Annotated in this window: 18 protein-coding genes and 4 pseudogenes; 11 read left to right on the forward strand and 11 right to left on the reverse strand. The window is 61.9% G+C overall.

Annotated features, from left to right (window positions below; all coding sequences use genetic code 11):
• Nucleotides 1-36 precede the first annotated feature (36 nt).
• The 11 genes and pseudogenes from A2G06_15800 to A2G06_15850 all read left to right on the forward strand — a co-directional run bounded on the left by A2G06_15800 (nt 37) and on the right by A2G06_15850 (nt 10,230).
• Nucleotides 37-809 (forward strand): annotated as a pseudogene (locus A2G06_15800) (tRNA 2-thiocytidine(32) synthetase TtcA).
• A 205-nt stretch (nt 810-1,014) separates the two neighbouring features.
• Nucleotides 1,015-1,992 carry a 4Fe-4S binding protein gene (locus A2G06_15805; protein ID ANA41456.1) on the forward strand — a complete coding sequence of 326 codons (978 nt, stop codon included), beginning with the start codon at nt 1,015-1,017 and terminating at the stop codon, nt 1,990-1,992.
• A 23-nt stretch (nt 1,993-2,015) separates the two neighbouring features.
• Entirely contained in the window at nt 2,016-2,669 is a 654-nt protein-coding gene (locus tag A2G06_15810; protein ID ANA41457.1) for a lactate utilization protein C, read from the forward strand.
• Nucleotides 2,670-2,672: 3 nt separating this feature from the next.
• The gene (locus tag A2G06_15815; GenBank protein ANA41458.1) at nt 2,673-3,389 is read left to right on the forward strand and encodes a competence protein ComF; all 717 of its coding nucleotides are present in this window, start codon (nt 2,673-2,675) and stop codon (nt 3,387-3,389) included.
• 156 nt (nt 3,390-3,545) lie between these two features.
• Nucleotides 3,546-4,661: a hydrogenase gene (locus A2G06_15820; protein ANA41718.1), complete on the forward strand. Its 1,116-nt coding sequence runs from the start codon at nt 3,546-3,548 to the stop codon at nt 4,659-4,661.
• Between the two features lie 3 nt (nt 4,662-4,664).
• The gene (locus A2G06_15825; GenBank protein ID ANA41459.1) at nt 4,665-6,365 is read left to right on the forward strand and encodes a hydrogenase; all 1,701 of its coding nucleotides are present in this window, start codon (nt 4,665-4,667) and stop codon (nt 6,363-6,365) included.
• A 9-nt stretch (nt 6,366-6,374) separates the two neighbouring features.
• Nucleotides 6,375-7,042, forward strand: a pseudogene (locus tag A2G06_15830) (Ni/Fe-hydrogenase, b-type cytochrome subunit).
• 3 nt (nt 7,043-7,045) lie between these two features.
• Complete coding sequence (locus A2G06_15835) at nt 7,046-7,516, forward strand: hydrogenase expression/formation protein (protein ID ANA41460.1); 471 nt, start codon at nt 7,046-7,048, stop codon at nt 7,514-7,516.
• A 158-nt stretch (nt 7,517-7,674) separates the two neighbouring features.
• Nucleotides 7,675-8,025, forward strand: a complete 351-nt coding sequence (locus A2G06_15840) for a glyoxalase (GenBank protein ID ANA41461.1) — start codon at nt 7,675-7,677, stop codon at nt 8,023-8,025.
• Between the two features lie 17 nt (nt 8,026-8,042).
• Nucleotides 8,043-8,648 carry a hypothetical protein gene (locus A2G06_15845; GenBank protein ANA41462.1) on the forward strand — a complete coding sequence of 202 codons (606 nt, stop codon included), beginning with the start codon at nt 8,043-8,045 and terminating at the stop codon, nt 8,646-8,648.
• Between the two features lie 278 nt (nt 8,649-8,926).
• Nucleotides 8,927-10,230, forward strand: a pseudogene (locus A2G06_15850) (aminotransferase).
• Nucleotides 10,231-10,341: 111 nt separating this feature from the next.
• Here A2G06_15850 and A2G06_15855 read toward each other — a convergent pair.
• The 11 genes and pseudogenes from A2G06_15855 to A2G06_15905 form a co-directional block, all read right to left on the reverse strand.
• Nucleotides 10,342-11,304 carry a transglycosylase gene (locus tag A2G06_15855; protein ID ANA41463.1) on the reverse strand — a complete coding sequence of 321 codons (963 nt, stop codon included), beginning with the start codon at nt 11,302-11,304 and terminating at the stop codon, nt 10,342-10,344.
• Nucleotides 11,295-12,320: a 4-hydroxythreonine-4-phosphate dehydrogenase gene (locus tag A2G06_15860; GenBank protein ANA41719.1), complete on the reverse strand. Its 1,026-nt coding sequence runs from the start codon at nt 12,318-12,320 to the stop codon at nt 11,295-11,297. Before A2G06_15860 ends, A2G06_15855 begins: the two co-directional genes overlap by 10 nt.
• A gap of 89 nt (nt 12,321-12,409) precedes the next feature.
• A complete protein-coding gene (gene atpC / locus A2G06_15865; GenBank protein ID ANA41464.1) occupies nt 12,410-12,823 on the reverse strand; it encodes a F0F1 ATP synthase subunit epsilon in 414 nt (137 codons plus the stop codon).
• Between the two features lie 59 nt (nt 12,824-12,882).
• On the reverse strand, nt 12,883-14,295 hold the full coding sequence (locus tag A2G06_15870) for a F0F1 ATP synthase subunit beta (GenBank protein ANA41465.1): 1,413 nt from the start codon (nt 14,293-14,295) through the stop codon (nt 12,883-12,885).
• 57 nt (nt 14,296-14,352) lie between these two features.
• Complete coding sequence (locus tag A2G06_15875) at nt 14,353-15,216, reverse strand: F0F1 ATP synthase subunit gamma (GenBank protein ANA41466.1); 864 nt, start codon at nt 15,214-15,216, stop codon at nt 14,353-14,355.
• A gap of 21 nt (nt 15,217-15,237) precedes the next feature.
• Nucleotides 15,238-16,748: pseudogene (locus A2G06_15880) on the reverse strand (F0F1 ATP synthase subunit alpha).
• A gap of 8 nt (nt 16,749-16,756) precedes the next feature.
• Nucleotides 16,757-17,299, reverse strand: coding sequence for a F0F1 ATP synthase subunit delta (locus A2G06_15885; protein ANA41467.1), 543 nt, complete (start codon nt 17,297-17,299; stop codon nt 16,757-16,759).
• The gene (locus A2G06_15890; protein ANA41468.1) at nt 17,296-17,916 is read right to left on the reverse strand and encodes a hypothetical protein; all 621 of its coding nucleotides are present in this window, start codon (nt 17,914-17,916) and stop codon (nt 17,296-17,298) included. The genes A2G06_15885 and A2G06_15890 overlap by 4 nt, the downstream gene beginning before the upstream one ends.
• A 2-nt stretch (nt 17,917-17,918) precedes the next feature.
• The gene (locus A2G06_15895) at nt 17,919-18,344 is read right to left on the reverse strand and encodes a hypothetical protein (GenBank protein ANA41469.1); all 426 of its coding nucleotides are present in this window, start codon (nt 18,342-18,344) and stop codon (nt 17,919-17,921) included.
• A gap of 177 nt (nt 18,345-18,521) precedes the next feature.
• The gene (locus A2G06_15900; protein ID ANA41470.1) at nt 18,522-19,361 is read right to left on the reverse strand and encodes a chromosome partitioning protein ParB; all 840 of its coding nucleotides are present in this window, start codon (nt 19,359-19,361) and stop codon (nt 18,522-18,524) included.
• Entirely contained in the window at nt 19,354-20,127 is a 774-nt protein-coding gene (locus A2G06_15905; GenBank protein ANA41471.1) for a chromosome partitioning protein ParA, read from the reverse strand. Before A2G06_15905 ends, A2G06_15900 begins: the two co-directional genes overlap by 8 nt.
• Between the last annotated feature and the right edge of the window lie 138 nt (nt 20,128-20,265).

The raw sequence follows: 20,265 nt of genomic DNA on the forward strand, positions 1-20,265 counted from the left end.
CGCTACCCTGAAGGCTTGCACTGAAGGGAGATTCGGGTGGAATTCATCGACAACATACGATACAAGAAGATAAAAAATGCCGTGGGCCGGGCCGTGGCCGACTTCGACCTCATCCGGGACGGGGACCGGATCGCGGTGGCGGTGTCCGGGGGCAAGGACTCATACACCCTGTTGCACATCCTGGAGGCCCTGCGGCGCCGGGCACCGGTAAAATACGAGCTGATTGCCGTCACCATCGATTCGGGCTACCCCGGATTCCGCAGCGACGTGATCGCCTCTTACCTGCGGGAACAGGGGTTTGTCCACCACCTGGAGACCACGGACCACTACGACATCATCCGCGAGAAGCGCCGACCCGGCTCATCCTACTGCTCCATCTGCGCCCGGCTGAAGCGCGGCGTCCTCTACACCCTGGCCCAGAAGCTGGGCTGCAACAAACTGGCCCTGGGACATCACCTGGACGATTTCGTGGAGACCCTGCTCCTGAACCAGTTTTTCGTGGGGACCTCAAGGCCATGGCGCCCCGGATGCTGGCCGACAACGGCGAGACAACGGTGATCCGGCCACTGGTTTACGTGGAGGAGCGGGAGATCATCCCCTTTGCCCGGGAGAACCGCTTTCCGGTGGTCTGCTGCTCCTGCCCGGTCTGCGGCACCGCCGACCTTCAGCGGCGGCGGATGAAAAAGCTTCTGGCCGAGCTGGAAAAGGAAAACCCGGCAGTCAAGCGGAGCCTGCTGCGCGCGCTGGGCAACGTGCAGCCGCGATACCTCCTCGACCGCGAACTGCAGCGGCTCTGCGACGTTCCCTGACCGGGGGGTGTGGCGATGCCGCCCCTTCCCGGGACTCGACGGGGGCGCGACGGTCGCGCAGCATGTCCACAAGGGCAATGCCCGCACAGTAGACAACGAGAATAACGCCAAAGGCGACGAGCGGTTCCATGGCAGCCTCCTTGAGTATCTGATACGGCAAGGATACCAGGATATCGCGACACAATACGTCTCAAGGGAGACCGACGTGAGCAACCGCTACATGCAGCCCCTCCGAATCGCCATTCAGTGGGGATTTCTCGTTTTCATGCTCTACCTGGGGGTGCGGCTGTATCTCTTCGCACAACACTTCCGCACCGGGGGCGCGGCCCCCTTCGTGTCCCGTCCCGACGGCGTGGACGGATTTCTCCCCATATCGGGCCTGCTGGGGCTCAAGGACTGGCTTGCCGGCGGAGCCATCAACCCGGTGCATCCCGCGGCCGTGGTGGTCTTCGTGACGGTAGTGGCGGTGTCGCTCTTGCTCAAGCGCTCCTTCTGCTCCTGGATCTGCCCTGTGGGTACCCTGTCGGAACTGCTCTGGAAGCGTGGCTTCGCCCTCTTCCGCCGCAATCTGAGACCTCCCCGCTGGCTCGATGTGGCCCTGCGCGGCCTGAAGTACCTGCTCCTGGCCTTCTTTCTCTATTCAATTCTGTGGGTCATGCCGCCTCCGGCGGTAAAGGCCTTCATTTTCATGGATGATCACCTGATTGCCGATGTGAAACTGCTGAACTTCTTTCTGCACCTGTCAGGCATCCCCCTTGTGGTCATCCTGGTGCTGCTGGTCCTGTCGCTGCCGGTGCGCAACCCCTTCTGCCGCTACCTCTGCCCCTACGGGGCGCTGCTCGGCCTCGTCTCCCTCCTCTCGCCGGTGAAGGTGACGCGGGAGCGGGCCGTCTGTGTTTCCTGCGGAGTCTGTACCCAGGTCTGTCCGGCCTACATCCCGGTCATGGCCACGGAGCGGGTCAATTCGGAAGAGTGCATCGGCTGCTGGCGCTGTGTCAGCCACTGCCGTGCCCAGGGGGCCCTGTCCATGAAGCTCACCGGCAGGCGGGTGGCTGTCAGCGGCATCGTTTTCGCCGTGCTGGTGGTGGTGATCTTCGTTGGGGGATCCGTTGCGGGGCGCGCCACCGGACACTGGAAATCACAGATTCCCTACGCCGAGTACGTGCGGCTTCTGGGGCCGTGATCACTGAAGAAAGGAGTCTCATCATGTCACTTACCACGGAACTCATGGACTGGACCCATGAACAGAAATGCCGCAAGGCGGTGGCCGCCCTTGAAAAGAACGGCTTCACCGCCGTCTATTGCCCGAGCGGCAAGGAGGCCTTCGACTACATCCTGGCCGAGGCGGCGGACACCCGGAGCATCGGCTTCGGCGGCTCCTTGTCGGTAGTTGATCTGCAGGTGATCGACCGGCTCCGGGAGATGGGCAAGGAACTCCTGATCCACGGCCTGCCGGGACTTTCCCTTGAAGAACGTGTCGCCATCATGCGGCGCCAGCTCACCTGCGACCTCTTTCTCACCGGCACCAACGCCCTTACCCTCTCTGGCTGGCTCGTGAACATCGATGCCACGGGGAACCGGGTGGCCTCCATGTTCTTCGGCCCGCGCACAGTGATCGTTGTGGCCGGCAGGAACAAAATCGTGGACGGCGGGGTAACGGAAGCCATTGAACGGGTTAAGGAATGGGCATCGCCCCCCAACGCCCGACGGCTCAGCTACAAGACCCCCTGCGCCACCACCGGCTTCTGCTCCGACTGCAACTCCCCGGACCGGATCTGCCGGATCACCACGGTGATCGACCGCAAACCCCGGCTCACGGACCTCAGGGTCCTGGTGGTAAACGAAGACATGGGGCTCTAGCCGGTGATCATCCGGGCGCTGCTCGACATCCTCTTCCCACCCCTCTGTCACCTGTGTCGCGCCCCCATCCCGGGGGCGGAGGAGCTTCACCTCTGCCCCGCCTGCCTCGCCCGGGCAAAGCCGATCGGCTCGCCCCTCTGCACTGTGTGCGGAGTTCCCTTCGCCACCGAGGGGGGAATCGACCACCGCTGCGGCGACTGCATCGTCTCCCCGCCTCCCTATGAGGGAGCCCGGGCCGCCTACCTCTTCGAGGGACCGGTACAGGAACTGGTGCACCGCTTCAAGTACGGCCACAGGACGCACCTGCGCCGCCCCCTGGCCCTCCTGGCAGCGGAACGGCTCACGTCCTTCGTGGCCGAGGCAGCCCCCGACCTGATCATCCCGGTCCCCCTCCACCGCTCCCGCCTCCGGGAGCGCGGCTTCAACCAGGCGATCCTCATGGGCGAACTGCTTGCCCGACAATGGCGCATCCCTCTGCACCGCGCCACCCTGGGCCGGGTCCGCGCCACGCCCCCCCAGGTGGGGCTCACTTCCGCCCAGCGGCGGGAGAATATCCGGGGGGCCTTTGCCGTCCCCTCTCCCGCTGCACTGGCCGGCCGCAGGGTACTCCTGCTGGACGACGTCTTCACCACGGGAAGCACCATAGCCGAATGCGCCCTGGTCCTCCGGAAGGCCGGAGCCGCCGCAGTCCACGCGGCAACCGTTGCCAGAACCCCCTAGCCCCCTTCCCAACCTCAGGTTTCCACCCAGATTGTCACTTGACAACCCCAGGACCATCGCGGAAAGTATACATTAACAAATAGCGTTTTATCGTTTTGCCCTATCGTGCATATCCCTACCGGAGCCTTCCCACGTCTAATGAAGGAGGATGCTTTCATGGCAGGCAACGACGATGGCAACGACCTGGTGAAACAGTATTGCAAGAGCTCGGGATCATGGGAAGAACAGGGGATTTCCCGGCGTGGATTCCTGAAGTTCTGCACCGCAATGTCGGCGGTGCTGGCCCTGCCGGTTACCCTGGTGCCACGAATCGCCGAGGCCCTGGAGGATGACAAGCGCCCCTCGGTCATCTGGCTCGAATTCCAGAGCTGCACCGGCGATACCGAAGCGCTTTTGAGGGCCGCCAACCCCACCGTGGCAGACATCGTTCTGGACGTCCTTTCCGTGGACTACGCCGAGACCATCATGGCTGCGGCGGGCTTCCAGGCCGAAGCAGCCAGGCACGCAACCATGAAAGCGCGATCCGGCACGTACATCGCCGTGGTGGAGGGAGCGATCCCCACCGGAGCCAACGGCGCCTACTGCTGCATCGGCGGCCGGTCGGCCCTGGACATCACCCGGGAAGTCTGCGGCGGCGCCATGGCAACCATTACCGTTGGCACCTGCGCCTCTTACGGCGGCATTCCGGCGGCCGCGCCCAACCCGACCGGCGCGGTCGGCGTCAAGGATGCGGTGCCGGGGGCCACGGTGATCAACCTCCCCGGCTGCCCCGTCAACACCGACAACCTGGTGGCCACCATCGTCCATCTGCTCACCTTCGGCGCCCCACCGGCCACCGACGGCAAGGGTCGTCCCCTCTTCGCCTACGGCAAACGGATTCACGACAACTGCGAGCGGCGGCCCCATTTCGACGCTGGCCAGTATGTGGAGCAGTGGGGCGACCAGGCTCACCGGGCGGGCCACTGCCTCTACAAAATGGGGTGCAAAGGGCCTGAAACCTTCCACAACTGCCCTTCCCAGCGCTACAACGAAAAGACCGCTTGGCCGGTTTCGGCGGGCCATGGCTGCGCCGGTTGCTCCGAGCCCCACTTCTGGGATTCCATGACACCGCTCTACAAGCGGCTCCCCAATGTGCCCGGCTTCGGCGTGGAGACCACGGCCGACCAGGTCGGCCTGGGGATCGCTGCGGCCACGGCGGCCGCATTCGGCATCCACGGCGTGGTGAGCGCCCTGCGCAAGGGGAACGATTCCGGCGACGAGAAGGAGGGGTAGCTCATGGCCATGATCGTTGTTGACCCGATCACGAGAATCGAGGGACATCTGCGCATCCAGGCCGAGGTGAACGGCGGACGGATCACCGATGCCTGGAGCTCCTGCACCATGTTCCGTGGGATCGAGAAAATCCTGAAGGGGCGCGATCCCCGCGACGCCTGGTATTTCACCCAGCGCTTCTGCGGCGTCTGCACCACCGTGCACTCCATCGCCTCCATCCGGGCGGTGGAGAATGCCCTGAACGTGAAGATCCCCCTGAACGCCGAACTGATCCGCAACCTCATCATCGGAAGCCAGGTGGTCCAGGACCACGTGATCCACTTCTACCATCTCCACGCCCTGGACTGGGTCGACGTGGTCTCCGCGCTCAAGGCAGATCCATCAAAGACGGCGGCCCTGGCGGCGTCCATTTCTGACTGGCCCCTCAACTCCCCCACCTACTTCACATCGATCCAGAACCGGCTGGCGGCCTTTGTCAACAAGGGACGGTTGGGCCCCTTCGGCAACGCCTACTGGGGTCACCCGGCCTACAAGCTGCCGCCCGAGGCGAACCTCATGGCCACGGCCCACTACCTCGAGGCCCTGGACTGGCAGCGGGAGATCATCAAGATCCACGCCATCCTCGGGTCCAAGAACCCCCATCCCCAGACCTTCCTGGTGGGCGGCATGGCGGTGCCGGTGGACCCGAACTCCCAGAACGCCCTCAACGCCGACAAGATCGCCGAGATCGGCCAGCTCCTGAAAAAGATCCGGGCCTTTGTGGAAAAGGTCTACATCCCCGACCTGCTGGCGGTGGCCTCCTTCTATCCGGAGTGGGCCGGCATCGGCGGCGGGGTCGGGAACTACCTCTCCTATGGCGAATATCCCCTGGACAACAGCGGCAAGCCAGAAAAGCTCTGGCTGCCCCCGGGGATCATTCTGAATCGTGATCTGTCCCGGGTCTACCCCATCGACCAGCGCAAGATCACCGAGAGCGTGGCTCACTCCTGGTACGAGGGGGAAGCCGCGGGGGTCCACCCCTATGACGAGACGACCGAAGCCAGGTACACGGGCCCGGCACCGCCCTACGAGATGCTCGACACCTCTGGCAAGTACTCCTGGTCCAAGTCGCCCCGCTACGATGGCAGGCCCATGGAGACCGGCCCCCTGGCCGCCATTCTCGTGGCTTACGCTGCAGGCCACCCGGGGGCAAAGGGCGCAGTGGACATGGTCCTCGGCAAGCTCGGCGCGGGACCCGACGCACTCTTCTCAACCCTGGGGCGTACCGCGGCCAGGGGAATCGAGACCCTGCTCGTGGCCCGCGAACTCTCCACGTGGCTCGACATGCTCGTGGCCAACATCGCCGGTGGCGACCTTACCATCCACAACGGCGAAAAGTGGGACCCGGCCACCTGGCCCCGGGAGGCTGCCGGCTATGGCTGGCACAATGCCCCCCGCGGTGCGCTGGGCCACTGGGTCAGGATCAAAGACCAGAAGATCGAGAACTACCAGGCAGTGGTCCCCTCCACCTGGAACGCCTCGCCCCGGGATGAAAAGGGGCAGCAAGGCCCCTACGAGGCTGCCCTGGTGGGGACCCCCCTGGCGGATCCCGGCAGGCCCCTGGAGATCCTCCGCACCATCCACTCCTTTGACCCGTGCCTGGCCTGCGCCGTGCACGTGGTTGACCCGCAGGGAGGGGAGCTGGTCAGCGTAAAGGTCCTGTAGGAGGCAGCCATGGCACGGAACCGGAATTGTCTCTACGAGGAGTACGTCTGGGAGGTCCCGGTGCGGGTGACCCACTGGGTCAACATGCTCGCCATCGTCGTGCTGTCGGTGACCGGCATCTACATCGGGTCACCCAAGACCATGGGACTCTCCGCCTCGGACTATGTCATGGGCTGGGTCCGCGTCATCCACTTCACGGCGGGCTACACCTTCGCCACAAGCGTAGCGAGCCGCATCTGGTGGGCCTTTGCCGGCAACCGTCACGCGGGGTGGCGCGAATTCGTCCCGTTCCTCTACCCGGAAGGCGCCGGAACATGTGGCGGATGTTCGCCTACTACACCTTCCTCTCCCGGAAGGTTCCGCACCCCATCGGCCACAATGCCCTGGCGGGCGCCACCTACCTTCTGGTCTTCCTGCTCTACCTGACCATGATCTTCACCGGGCTCGCCCTCTATGCCGAGCACCGCCCCGGCGGCGCCATGCACGTGCTCCTCTCGCCCCTCTATTGGCTGTTCAGCAACCAGGGGATGCGCCTGACCCACCATATGGTCATGTGGCTCATCATTGCCTTTGCCATCCACCACGTCTACAGTGCGTGGCTCATGGACGTGAAGGAGCGCGGCGGCGTCATGTCGAGCATCTTCGGCGGCTACAAACCGGTCAAACGGAAGGAGTAACCACTGAATGTCCTGGTTCTCGGCATAGGAAACCTCGTCATGTCCGATGACGGTGCCGGCGTGCGGGCGGTGGAGCTAATCCGGGAACTCTACCCCCTGCCTGGCGGGGTGACGCTCCTGGACGGCGGCACCCTTGGCCTCGACCTGCTTCCCCGGTTCGATGGCGTCGACCGGCTCCTGGTGGTGGATGCCATCGACACGGGCGCACCTGCGGGGACCCTGGTGCGACTCCAGGGAGAGGATATCCCGACAGCGCTCCGCACCAAGGTTTCCCCCCACCAGATGGGACTCCAGGATCTCCTGGCCGTGGCCGACCTCCAGGGAAACCTGCCCGGCGAGATGGTCCTCTGGGGGGTCCAGTACGGCTCCGTGGAACCGGGGACCGACCTGTCGGCGCCGGTGGCGCGGGCGCTCCCCCTGCTGGTGGCCCAGGTGCTGGCCGAACTGGCGGCATGGGACATCCATCCCGGCTGATCCCGGCAATGTCGACGTCCTCCTTCAAAACGGGCGCGCGGACCGAGTGTCCCCGCGCCCGTCAGTTTTGGCGGGAAGCGATTCCCCCTTGCCGCGGACGGTACCGTCTGCTATGGTTCGATCCATTGCGCTCCGTATACTTTTTCGGGAGGATTCCCATGATCGAAGCAATGAAAAACGTGGTGGTCTTTGTCCGTGACCTGGAGGCGGCAAAGCGGTTCTACCGCGACCAGCTCAAACTTCCCCTGGCCCAGGCCGGCATGACCATGATGGAGTTCTTCTCCGGCGGCACCACCCTTGGGGTGGCCCAGGCCCTCACCCCTGACGCACTGGTCTTTGTGGGGCGGCATACCGGCATCACGTTCCGGGTGAAGGACATCGACACGTTCTGCAAGGAATTGGCCCAGGCCGGCGTCCGTTTCGACCAGCCCCTTGAGCAGAGCCCCTGGGGCAAGATGGCGGTTGTCAGCGACCCGGACGGCAACCTCTTCGCCCTGGTGGACCGGTAAGGCATTCCGGTACCACCATGTGGTTTCTCCGCACCGGTGCACTTCTCTGGCTCCTGTCGGCGGTTGCCATCGGCACAGTGTCGGCTGCGCCCCCGCCTCCCCGCCCTGAAGCCGGTAAAGGGGTCCTGCTGGTAAAGGGCTCGCCCGCGCACGATAATGCCGGCGGTGGTTCTTTTGTCGTCATGTATCGGGAACCCGGCATCGGTCGCATCGGCGAACTTCGGGTGTCATCGCTTCCCGCTCTTGCCCGGTCGGTCAAGACCCCGCCCGGAGTGTTCGCCCTGGCGGTGACCGCCACGAAGGGTGAGTGGCTGAGGGTCCACTATGACGAAGCTGGCCGGTCCGGCTGGCTGGAGCCCCGCCGGACCTGGGCGTACCTTACCTGGGAGGAGTATCTCCGCGGCAAGACGGCGCGGCTGCTGCGCGGGCTGAGGAAAGAGTTCTACCTGGCCCGGAGCGGGCCGGATGGCGATGCCCCGGAGCTCCCCCCGCTCACGCCGGAGCGGAGCATGCGGATCCTCGACGTGGACGGAGACCGGGCCAGGGTCCTCGTGGACCTGAGCGTCATGGCGTGGCTACGCTGGCGCGACCCGGACGGGCGCTTGCTGATCGCCGTTGAGTGACCCTGGCAAGAGGCCGTCCGATACCGGCACATTCCCTGCGGAAAAAAACGTTGACGCCGCGAACGCAGCATGGTATCTGAAAGCTCCTATGAAGAAAAACATCGTTTCCATCGCTATCGCAGCACGAGCTATCACCGCAGCGGCGTCCGTCGCCGCAGGGTTACCCGCTGCCGTGTGAGGAGGCGTATACGCTTCGTATACCGGAAGGCCGTGGGTGACCCCCACGGCCTTCTTTATTTTCAGACAATCACAACGGGACCATAAGGGGGACGACTGACGTGAGAAATGAACTGGTTACGCCCGGGGCCGGCGAACTGACCTATGAAATCCGCAACATCGTAAATGTGGCGGAAAAGCTCCAGAAGCACGGCGTCAAGATCAACTGGGAGAATATCGGCGACCCGATCGTTAAGGGTGAGGAAATTCCCCGCTGGATGAAGGAGATCGTGGCGGCCGCCGTGATGGAGAACGATACCTGGGGCTACTGCCATACCCGCGGGGTGCTGGAGACCCGGGAGTTCCTCTGCGGCCTGACCAACAGCCGCGGCGGGGCCCAGATCACCCCCGACGACATCATCTTCTTCAATGGACTTGGCGATGCCATCTCCACGGTCTATGGCAATCTTCGCCACGAAAGCCGTATACTGATGCCATCCCCCACCTACACCACCCACTCCATCGGAGAGGCCGCCCACGCTCAGGCGGCGCCGGTCTGCTATCGGCTGAAGCCCGGAGACAACTGGCTCCCCGACCTGGAAGATCTGGAAAATCATGTCAAGTATAACCCGCAGATCTCAGGCATCCTTCTGATCAACCCCGACAATCCCACCGGCATGGTCTACCCCAGGGAGGTCCTCGAACAATTCGTGGCCATTGCCCGCAGGTACGAGCTCTTCATCATTGCCGACGAGGTCTACAACAATATCACCTACAACGGCCAGGCCACCGTACCCATCTCCGACGTGATCGGCGATGTGCCGGCCATCGCCATGAAGGGAATCTCCAAGGAGATCCCCTGGCCCGGCTCCCGCTGCGGCTGGATCGAGGTCTACAACGGCAACCGCGACGAGCAGTTCCGCAAGTTTCTGAACTCCATCCTCTCCGCCAAGATGAATGAAGTCTGCTCCACCACCCTGCCGCAGAAGTGCATCCCGGCCATCATGAAGCATCCCGAGTACCAGACGTACCTCCGGGAGCGAATCGCATGCTACGAGCGGATGAGCAACATCACCTATGACTGCCTCAAGCAGGTCCCGGGGCTCCTGGTTAACCGGACCAACGGCGCCTTCTACATGTCGGTCGCGTTCCGGGACGGCCTTCTCACTGACCGGCAGTCGCTGCCCATCGAGAGCGTCGAGATCCGTGAATTGGTGGAAAAGCTCGTGAACGCTCCCGGTGTCTCGCCGGACAAGCGTTTCGTCTATTATATCCTGGCAAGCACCGGCATCTGCATCGTGCCCCTGTCCTCCTTCAACACCCCGCTTCAGGCTTCCGGGTTACGCTGCTTGAAAAAGACGAAAACGAGTGCATGCGCATCTACCGTACCCTGGCGGAGAAGATCAAGGAGTACCTGAGCTCCTGATCACGATTTGGCGTGATGACGACAAAAAGGGTGACCGGAATACCATCCGTCACCCCTTTTTCTCTTCTTGCCGCACGCTGACCCCGGCGAGTCCGAGCGCGCCCGGGACCCTCAGCGGGCAGGCGGCGGGCCCTGCTGTTCGCCACCATCTCCGGCGACCGGTTCGCCGTTCGCAGCCGGTTGCGGAGATATCGCCGGCACCTCTTCGGGCGCTTGCTCATCGGGTGCTGTCGTCGGCTGCGGGGGCTCAAGCGGCACGGTAGCGCCCGTCCTGTTCTCGAAGGCCGTTTCCTCCTTCTCGATGCTCGCATCCACCTTCCGCTGGAGTCCGGCGATGTTCGGCGTCTGGGCAAGGGCCTGGCGGTATTCGTCCGTCGACAGCACTCCCTTGCCGCGCAGCAGGCGCAGAATCATATCCGAGCGTTTCAGCACCTTCCCAAGGTTCTTGTACGGGTTGTAGGCCACCCGCGGCCCCGGCAGCATAGCGGCCAGGAAGGCACACTCGCGCGGGGTGAGCGCAGAGGCAGGTTTGCCGAAGTAGTATCGCGCGCCGTGACCTATGCCGTAGACCATGGGACCCAGTTCCACGACGTTCAGGTAAAGCTCGATTATCCTTCCCTTGGTCAGTTCCTCTTCCATCCGTTTGGCAAGGACTATTTCCTTGATCTTTCGCGATATGGTCTTTTCGCGGGAGAGGAACAGGTTCTTGGCAACCTGCTGCGTTATGGTCGATGCCCCACGGGCAAAGCTCTTTTTTTCGAGATCGTACTTGATGGCGTTCTTTATCGCCTTGACGTCGATTCCTTCGTGCTTGTAGAAATTGGCGTCCTCAGCCAGGATGACCGCCCACTTCATCTCCGGGGGGATGCTGCCCGACGGCGTCCAGTAACGGTTCTTGGGCCCCACCGTGAAGGGATGGTACTCTCCGTGCCAGTCCTTGACCTGAATGGTCATGGTGGTGCGGCGGTTCTTGAGTTCCGCCACCGACGGGAGAAACATGAGCGATACGGCGAGATAGATCCCATACGCGGCCACGGCACCGATGGCCAGATACAGCAGTTTCTTCATCCGCACGGCGCTCCGTCCTCCCCTCCCCTTCTCCCGGCCATTGCCGCGGCCATCATGATGGCGGCCTTCATGCTCTCGGCAGAAGCCTTCCCTGTGCCCGCCAGATCGTAGGCAGTACCGTGGTCCACTGATGTCCGGATGATGGGGAGCCCCAGGGTAACATTCACACCATCGTCAAAGTGGAGGAGCTTCAGGGGAATGAGCCCCTGGTCGTGGTACATGCAGACAACCGCGTCATAGGCTCCCTGCGCGGCAAAGTGAAAGAGGGTATCAGCGGAAAGAGGGCCTGTTGCGTCAATGCCCTCCTGTCGTGCCGCCTGGACGGCTGGAGCGATGATTCGAGACTCTTCGTCCCCAAACATACCGCCCTCGCCGCAGTGGGGGTTGAGGGCAAGCACCGCGATGCGGGGATTGCGCGTAAAGTAGCGGTGCACGTCCCGGTGCGTGATACGAATGGTTGCCAGTACCCGTTCGAATGTCACCAGTGCGGGAACCCGCGCCAGGGCTTCATGGATGGTTACCAGCGCGACCCGCAGCCGTGCCCCTGCCAGCATCATGACGACGCGATCTGCTCCGGTAAGCTCGGCAAGGAGCTCCGTGTGCCCGGGATACCGGTGTCCCGCCCGGTTGAGCGCCTCTTTGTTGATCGGTGCCGTTGCCATACCGTCAGCATCGCCCTTCAGGCAGAGGTCTGCGGCATGACAGATGGCGCGAAACACGGCATCACCGCTGGCGACCGTGGGCCGACCATAGCCGAGGTCATCGGCGGTGAGGGCAGCAACCCTGCACAGCATAACCACTCCCTCGACAGGTTCCTCACGGGGCACGTTCTCCGCCGTCTCTATCCTGAAGCCGGTTCCGGCCAGGGCAATGCCCCGGGCCATGGCGAGTTCGTCGCCGACCACAAGGTGATGACAACACCCTCTCACCACCGGATCGGCCAGTGCCCTCGCTATGACCTCGGGCCCGACGCCGGTCGGATCACCCATGGTAATTACAATGCGCGGCTTTTTCATCTGCATGGTCGAATCATAGCAGGTTTCCGACGCGTCCCGATGAAAAAAAAAGAGCGGCAGAGCCGCTCTTTTCAGCATATTGTCGATGACGGTTATTATCTCGTGGACTTTCCGGCAACCTGCATCCGGATGAGTGCGCGCTCCAAGGCTGCCTCCATGACACGATAGTCCTTGTCCTCGGGAGAAAGCTTCTTGAGAGCAGCTTCGGCACGCCCCAGGGCAGCCTGGGCGCGTTCGAGATCAATCTCGTCGGCACGCTCGGCGGTCTCAACCAGCACCGTTACCTTGTCGTCCTCAACTTCGAAGTACCCCCAGTTGAGCGCAAGATGGACGACTTGCCCGCTCTTCTTATAGGTAAGCTCCCCAATCTTCAGTGAGGTAAGAAAGGGGGCATGCCCCGGCAGAACGCTGAATTCACCCAGCGCACCTGTTGCCGTGATCTCATCGACTTCTTCCGACAGGATCTTCTTGTATGGGGTAACCAAATCGACTTTCAGTTTTTCAGCCATCTATCGTAGTCCTTTATGCGGGGGATACCATCCTCCCCCGCGACGAGGTCATGAAATCCTTAGGCAGCGAGCTTCTTGGCCTTTTCAAGGGCCTCTTCAATGGTCCCGACCATGTAGAAGGCCTGCTCGGGGATATCATCGTGCTTACCGGCAACGATCTCCTGGAAGCCCTTGATGGTGTCCTTCAGCTCCACGTACTTGCCGGGGCTGCCGGTGAAGGCCTCGGCCACGTGGAACGGCTGGGAGAGGAAGCGTTGGATCTTCCGGGCCCGGGCAACAACCAGCTTGTCCTCCTCGGAGAGTTCGTCCATGCCGAGAATGGCGATGATGTCCTGGAGGTCCTTGTACTTCTGGAGTACGTACTGGACTTGGCGGGCGATGGCGTAGTGCTCTTCGCCGATGACCTGGGGATCGAGAATCCGCGACGTGGAGTCAAGGGGGTCAACGGCAGGATAGATGCCGAGCTCGGCGATCTGCCGGGAGAGAACGGTCGTTGCATCCAGGTGGGCGAAGGCGGTTGCCGGAGCCGGGTCGGTAAGGTCGTCGGCCGGAACGTAGATGGCCTGAACCGAGGTGATGGAACCCTTGGTGGTGGAGGTGATCCGTTCCTGAAGCTCACCCATCTCAGTGGCCAGCGTGGGCTGGTAACCGACGGCGGAGGGGATCCGGCCGAGGAGCGCGGAAACCTCGGAACCCGCCTGGGTGAAGCGGAAGATATTGTCAACGAAGAGGAGCACGTTCTGGCCCTCCTCATCACGGAAGTACTCGGCAATGGAAAGGGCGGAAAGGGCAACCCGGGCACGGGCTCCCGGCGGCTCGTTCATCTGGCCGTAGACCAGGGCGGCCTTGTCAAGAACCCCTGACTCCTTCATCTCCATCCAGAGGTCGTTTCCTTCACGGGTCCGCTCACCAACGCCGGCGAAGACGGAAAAACCACCGTGCTGCTTGGCGATGTTGTTGATGAGCTCCATGATGAGAACGGTCTTGCCGACGCCGGCGCCGCCGAAGAGGCCGATCTTGCCGCCCCGGGCGTAGGGTGCCAGGAGGTCGACGACCTTGATCCCGGTGGTGAAGGCTTCAACCTTGGTGGACTGATCCACGAAAGCAGGGGCTTCGCGGTGGATCCCGTACTCTTTCTCGGCATTGACCGGGCCCATCTCGTCCACCGGCTCGCCGATGACGTTGAGGATGCGGCCCAAGGTCTTGCGGCCCACCGGCACGGAAATCTGCTTGCCGGTATCGAGCACGGCCTGACCACGGACAAGACCGTCGGTGGAGTCCATGGCAATGGTCCGGACCGCGTTCTCGCCCAAGTGCTGGGCAACTTCGAGCACCAGGTTGTATTCCTTATCGTCAATGGCCGGATTGGTCACCCGGAGGGCGTTGTAAATGGGAGGCAGTTTGCCCGGCTCGAACTCGACGTCGATAACCGCGCCGATGACCTGCGAAATTTTACCGAAGTTCTGACTCATGGTGCCTCTTCCTCCTGCGGCCCGTGCCGGGCCTCTATTTTATAATCGTGAGATTGCTTAGCCCTTGATCGACTCGGCGCCGGAGATGATCTCCATGAGCTCGGTCGTGATGGCGGCCTGACGTGCCCTGTTGTACTGGAGCGTCAGCTTGCCGATCATCTCGGTCGCGTTCTTGGATGCGCTGTCCATGGCGGTCATCCGGGCACCGTGCTCGGACGCAACCGACTCGAGCAGCGCCTTGAACACCTGCACCTCGATGTGCTTGGGAAGAAGTTCCGCCAGGAGCTCGCCCTTCGAAGGCTCGTAAATGTACTCGGGAGCGTATTCCTCTGTGGAGGATGCCTCGGGCGCGATCGGCAACAGCTTCTCCAGGGTGATGTCCTGGGACATGACGCTCTTGAATGCGTTGAAGAGGAGATAAACCTCATCGTATTCTTCGGCGATGTACCCTTCGATCACTTCCTGAGCCAGCAACGCAGCAGTCGGGTAGCTGAGGTGCGCCAGAACATTCCCGTAGTTTTTGTGGATGTTCTGACGGCTCTTCAGGAACTCGTACCCTTTGCGGCCAATGGTCGTGACGGAAATCTCGGCGAACTCGGCCTTCTTTTCCTTGATGAAGCGTTCCGCCGCTTTGCAGATGTTGGCGTTGAAGCCGCCGCACAGACCCCGGTCAGAGGTGACCACGATCAAGAGCGCCTTCTGGCTGAGGCGTTGCTGCATCAGCGGGCTCTCGCTCCCGTCCTGGCTCTTTGCCAGTCGCTGGAGCACTTCCCCCAGCTTCTTCGCATAGGGACGGGCGGCAACCACGTTTTCCTGGGCGCGACGCAGTTTGGCGGCCGAGACCATTTTCATGGCCTTGGTTATCTGTCTGGTGTTCTTGACCGAGACAATACGCTTTTTTATGCTTTTAAGGCTTGCCATATGGGGAGGACCGTCCTTAGATTACGCAGTAAATTCCTTCTTGAACTCTTCCAGAGCAGCGATCATCTTTGCCTTCAGATCGTCGTCAATGGCCTTCTTGTCGCGCAGTTCGGCGAGAATATCGGCCTTTCTGCTGTCGAAGAAGGAGTAGAGCTCACTTTCATAGCGACGCAGGGAGGAAACGGGATACTCATCCACAAAGCCGTTGTTGGCGGCAAAGATGACAAGGACCTGCTTCTCGTTCGGGATCGGCCGATACTGGGGCTGCTTGAGGATCTCGACCAGACGCTCGCCGCGGGCAAGCTGCATCTGGGTCGCCTTGTCCAGGTCGGAACCGAACTGGGCAAACGCAGCCATTTCGCGATACTGGGCGAGGTTCAGACGGAGCGTACCGGCAACCTGCTTCATGGCTTTCACCTGGCAGAGCCGCCGACCCGGGAAACCGAGAGACCGACGTTGATGGCCGGACGCACACCGGAGTAGAACAGGTCGCTCTCCAGATAAATCTGGCCGTCGGTAATCGAAATAACGTTGGTCGGAATGTAGGCGGAAACGTCGCCGGCCTGGGTCTCGATGATCGGGAGCGCCGTGAGCGAACCGGCGCCGCAGTCGTCGGAAAGCTTGGCGGCACGCTCAAGGAGACGGCTGTGCAGGTAGAAGACGTCACCCGGGTAGGCTTCACGTCCCGGCGGGCGACGAAGGAGCAGGGAGAGCTGACGGTAGGCAACGGCCTGCTTGGACAGGTCATCGTAAATGATGAGAGCATGCTTGCCGTTGTCCCGGAAGTACTCGCCCATGGTGACGCCGGTATACGGGGCGATGAACTGGAGCGGTGCCGGCTCGGAAGCGGAGGCGGAGACGACGATGGTGTAATCCATCGCACCGTATTCCTGCAGCTTGCTCACCACCTGGGCAACAGTGGAACGCTTTTGGCCGATGGCGACGTAAATGCAGATCAGGTCGCCGCCCTTCTGGTTGATGATGGTGTCGATGGCAACGGCGGTCTTGCCGGTCTGACGGTCGCCGATGATGAGCTCCCGCTGGCCCCGGCCGATCGGCACCATGGAGTCGATGGCCTTGAGGCCGGTCTGCATCGGCTGGTGAACCGACTTCCGCTTGACGATACCGGGGGCCTTGACTTCGACTTTGCCGAAGGTGGTGGTATTGATCGGACCCTTGCCGTCGATGGGTTGACCGATGGCGTTGACCACGCGACCGATGAGGGCCTCGCCTACCGGAACCTCCACGATCCTGCCGGTCCGCTTGACGGTGGTCCCTTCCTTGATGTTCTCGTTGTCTTCACCGAGGATCGCCGCACCGACGTTGTCCTCTTCGAGGTTGAGAACCATGCCGGAGACCCCGCCGGGGAACTCCAGGAGCTCGCCGGCCATGGCCTTGTCCAGGCCGTGGATACGGGCGATACCGTCACCGACGGAGATGATGGTGCCGGTCTCGGCAACCTCTACCTCCTTGCCGTACTCCTTGATCTGCTTACGGATAATTTCGCTGATTTCTTCGGCTCTGATTTCCATGGAACCTCTCACCCCTTCTGTAATATATCCTGAATCCTGTTCAACTGGGTCCGTACGCTGCCGTCAAATACCTTGTCGCCAATCTTGGTGACCACTCCGCCGATGAGCGCGGAGTCCACTTGGGCCGAAAGCTCTACCCGCTTGCCGGTCGCCTTGGCAAGGGCACTCTTCATCCCTTCAACCTGGGCATCGTCCAAAGGAAATGCCGACGTGAGGACCGGGCGGACAATGCCGGAGAGTTCATCGGCAAATACTGCATAGCTGTGCGCGATCTGGGGAGTGAAGCCGATTCGCCCCCTATCGAGGAGTACCTGCAGGAAATTGGAGACGGTGCCGGAGGGATTCAGCTTTGCAAGGACATCCCTGAGAATTTCCCTCTTGGCTTCAATGCGGTACGCGGGGCTCTTGAGAACGGAAGCCAGGTCGGCATTCCCGTCGAGAAGGGCCGTGAACTGCCCCAACTCGACACCGAACCGGTCGACCGCTCCCTCCTCGGCCCCGAGCTGCACCAGCGCCTTGGCGTAGCGACGTGCAATAGCGTTCGAGATCAATGTAAGTTCTCCACCTTGGTAAGATATTCACTAACCAGTCGATCCTGGTCATCTTTCTTGATAGCCTCGCGCAGAGCCTGCTCGGCCATCTGCACCGCGAGGCGCGCCGCCTCGTCACGAAGTTCGGCCCGGGCCTTGAGGACTTCCTGGGTGGCAGTCGCCGTGGCCTGCTCACGAATCTTTTCAGCAGTGATCCTGGCCTCGGCGATAATGCGCTCTTTCTCCAGCTCGCCTTCCTTGCGGATGGCGGCGTATATCTCGTCGATTTCCTGGTTGGCCTTTTCAAGCTTCTCGCTGTACTCGGCGAACTTCTCCTCGGCAGCGGTCCGCGCCTCTTCGGCCTCGCGCAGGGCCTTTTCCACATTGGCGGTGCGGTCGGCGAGGGCACCTTTGGCGTTGGCCTTCTTGAGCGCCCAGACAAGCACGCCGGCCAGGGCGATAAAATCGATGACCCGCCACATGAAATCTTTCATCTGCTTGCCGGTGTCCACATGGTGGGCGCCTTCGCCGCCACCCGCAGCATGGCAGAGCACAACCGTGCCAGCCACCAGAAGACAGATCGCGGCAGTCGACACAAAAGGCTTCAGGAGCCCGTTCTTCTTAAACGCGTAGGCCATTGTTACAGACTCCTCCCGAGCACTTTCTGGCAGATTTCAAGGGACAGGGAACGGGATTGCTCCTTCAGGAACTCCTTGGCATCGACGGTTTCCTTGGCCACCCGGCTCTTGATGGATGCAAGGGAATCGGCCGCTTCCTTCCGGGCCTTCTCGAGAATCGCCGACTCCTCCTGCTGGGCTTCCTTGCGCAGCACCTCGCGCTCGGCACCGGCCTTGGCCTTCACATCGCGCAGACGTGCCTCATAGAGGGCCATCTTCTCCTGCACCTCTTTGTCGACTACCGCAGCGCGCTCCCTGGATCCGTCGATCTGCGCCTTCCGGTCCGCAATAACCTTCCTGATCGGCTTGAACAGAAAAACGTTCAGGATGACCATGAGGACCAAAAAGTTGATTACCTGAATGGCAAAGGCAAGATCGAGACTTATCACTCTACACCCCGTTCGTGATCTGACTGAATTTTGTATACAGTATACAGATCGGCTGTATTAAAAAAAAATACTCCGGCGTGGCCGTAAACAGACGTTAGCTACCACAGGCCATCCTGCATGTCAAGCGATTTATACTAGTTGTCGCGCTTCGCCGGCTGTCCGGCTACCCGCAAAAGACTATGCCATGAGCACATCGACGAGCCTCGACAGTTCCTCCTGGTTGCCGAATGCTATTTCGATTTTTCCGCCACGGCCACCGCGCCGGATGACCACGCGGGTCATGAGCCGCCGCTGGAGTTGCTCCACAAGGTCCGCCGAATGGACATCGGCGGATTTCGCCTTCGCACCGGTTCTGGCTCCGGTCTTGAGGCGCTTGACCAGACCCTCAGCCTCCCGGACCGTGAGATTCCCTTTGATGATGGCGTCCCGGGCCTCTTTGATCTGGGAGTCGGAATCGAGCGCAAGAACCGCCCGGGCATGCCCCATGGCAAGGCGCTCCTCGACGATGTCCCTCTTCAGTTCGGCCGGGAGCTTCAGCAACCGCAGCGAGTTGGCTATGGTGGAGCGGTCTTTGCCGACCCGCTTTGCCAGCTCCTCCTGGGTAAGGCCGAAATTCTCCATGAGCGCATGGTAGGCCTCGGCCTCCTCCACGGCGTTCAGGTCCTCGCGCTGGATGTTTTCGATGAGGGCCATCTCCAGGGCCGTATCTTCGGAGACATCCTGGATGACCACCGGGACTTCGCGCAGACCCGCTTTCTGGGCGGCCCGCCAGCGCCGCTCACCGGCGATGAGCTCGTAGTGGTCCCCCTTTTTGCGGACCACCAGGGGCTGGATAATCCCTTTTTCTCGGATCGAGGCGGCCAGCTCTTCCAGCTTTTCCGGGACAAAGGTCTTGCGAGGCTGGTTTTTGTGGGGGCGGATCTCCTCGATGGGGCATGAGAAGTAGCGCTTCCCCTCCTCTTCCACGACGGGTAGAAGGGCAGCCATCCCTTTGCCGAGGCCGGTTTTTTTAACCACGACGGACCTCCCTTGTCATGAGTTCCCGGGCCAGCTCCATGTAGCTCACCGCCCCCCGGGACGTGATGTCGTAGAGGATGATGGGACGCCCGTGGCTGGGCGCCTCGGAGAGGCGGACATTGCGCGGGATGACGGTCTGGAAGGCAATATCCGCAAAGTGGCCTCGTATTTCCTCGCTCACCTGACGGGACAGGTTGTTGCGGCCATCGTACATGGTCAGAACGATCCCTTCGATGGCGAGGCCGGGGTTGAGCCCCTTCTGCACGAGCTTTATGGTCTTGATGATCTGCGAGAGCCCCTCCATGGCGTAGTATTCGCACTGGAGAGGGATCAGGACCGAGTCGGCGGCGGTCATGGCATTCACGGTGAGCAGCCCCAGGGATGGGGGGCAGTCGATGATGATATAGTCATAGCGCTGCCCGAGACGGGCCAGTGCCACTTTGAGCTTACGCTCCCTCTCGGGCATGGAGACCAGCTCCAGTTCGGCACCGGCCAGATCGGTGGTCGAGGGGAGCAGCTCCAGGTGGGCAAGGTCGGTTCCGACGACAAGTCCCGACGGGTCCGCATCATTGATGATGGCGTCGTAGACCGATTCTTCGAGTCCAGCCTTGTCAACACCGACACCGCTGCCGGCATTTCCCTGAGGGTCCATATCGACCAGCAGCGTTCGCTTCTCCGCGGCGGCGAGGGATGCGGCCAGGTTCACAGCCGTGGTGGTCTTGCCGACCCCCCCTTTTTGATTGGCGATACAGATTATTTTGGCCATGGCTCAGTCGATTCGTCGTTAGCAGTCCTGGAAACTCGTGATAGTTACCATACTCGACACCGTTTGTGAAGGTATTTTTCCTGCGTTCTTTCAAGCTGTTGAACAAGAGAGGGTTTCTCTTTGACTTACGTCAAACCT

The organism is Geobacter anodireducens, assembly GCA_001628815.1.
GTDB lineage: Bacteria > Desulfobacterota > Desulfuromonadia > Geobacterales > Geobacteraceae > Geobacter > Geobacter anodireducens.

Bases quoted from the DNA above. Each gene is read 5' to 3' on its own strand.
- A2G06_15810 (ANA41457.1), top strand. From the start codon at position 2,016: ATGTCACTTACCACGGAACTCATGGACTGGACCCATGAACAGAAATGC.
- A2G06_15820 (ANA41718.1), top strand. From the start codon at position 3,546: ATGGCAGGCAACGACGATGGCAACGACCTGGTGAAACAGTATTGCAAG.
- A2G06_15825 (ANA41459.1), top strand. From the start codon at position 4,665: ATGGCCATGATCGTTGTTGACCCGATCACGAGAATCGAGGGACATCTG.
- A2G06_15840 (ANA41461.1), top strand. From the start codon at position 7,675: ATGATCGAAGCAATGAAAAACGTGGTGGTCTTTGTCCGTGACCTGGAG.
- A2G06_15845 (ANA41462.1), top strand. From the start codon at position 8,043: ATGTGGTTTCTCCGCACCGGTGCACTTCTCTGGCTCCTGTCGGCGGTT.
- A2G06_15860 (ANA41719.1), bottom strand. From the start codon at position 12,320: ATGCAGATGAAAAAGCCGCGCATTGTAATTACCATGGGTGATCCGACC.
- atpC (ANA41464.1), bottom strand. From the start codon at position 12,823: ATGGCTGAAAAACTGAAAGTCGATTTGGTTACCCCATACAAGAAGATC.
- A2G06_15870 (ANA41465.1), bottom strand. From the start codon at position 14,295: ATGAGTCAGAACTTCGGTAAAATTTCGCAGGTCATCGGCGCGGTTATC.
- A2G06_15875 (ANA41466.1), bottom strand. From the start codon at position 15,216: ATGGCAAGCCTTAAAAGCATAAAAAAGCGTATTGTCTCGGTCAAGAAC.
- A2G06_15890 (ANA41468.1), bottom strand. From the start codon at position 17,916: ATGGCCTACGCGTTTAAGAAGAACGGGCTCCTGAAGCCTTTTGTGTCG.
- A2G06_15905 (ANA41471.1), bottom strand. From the start codon at position 20,127: ATGGCCAAAATAATCTGTATCGCCAATCAAAAAGGGGGGGTCGGCAAG.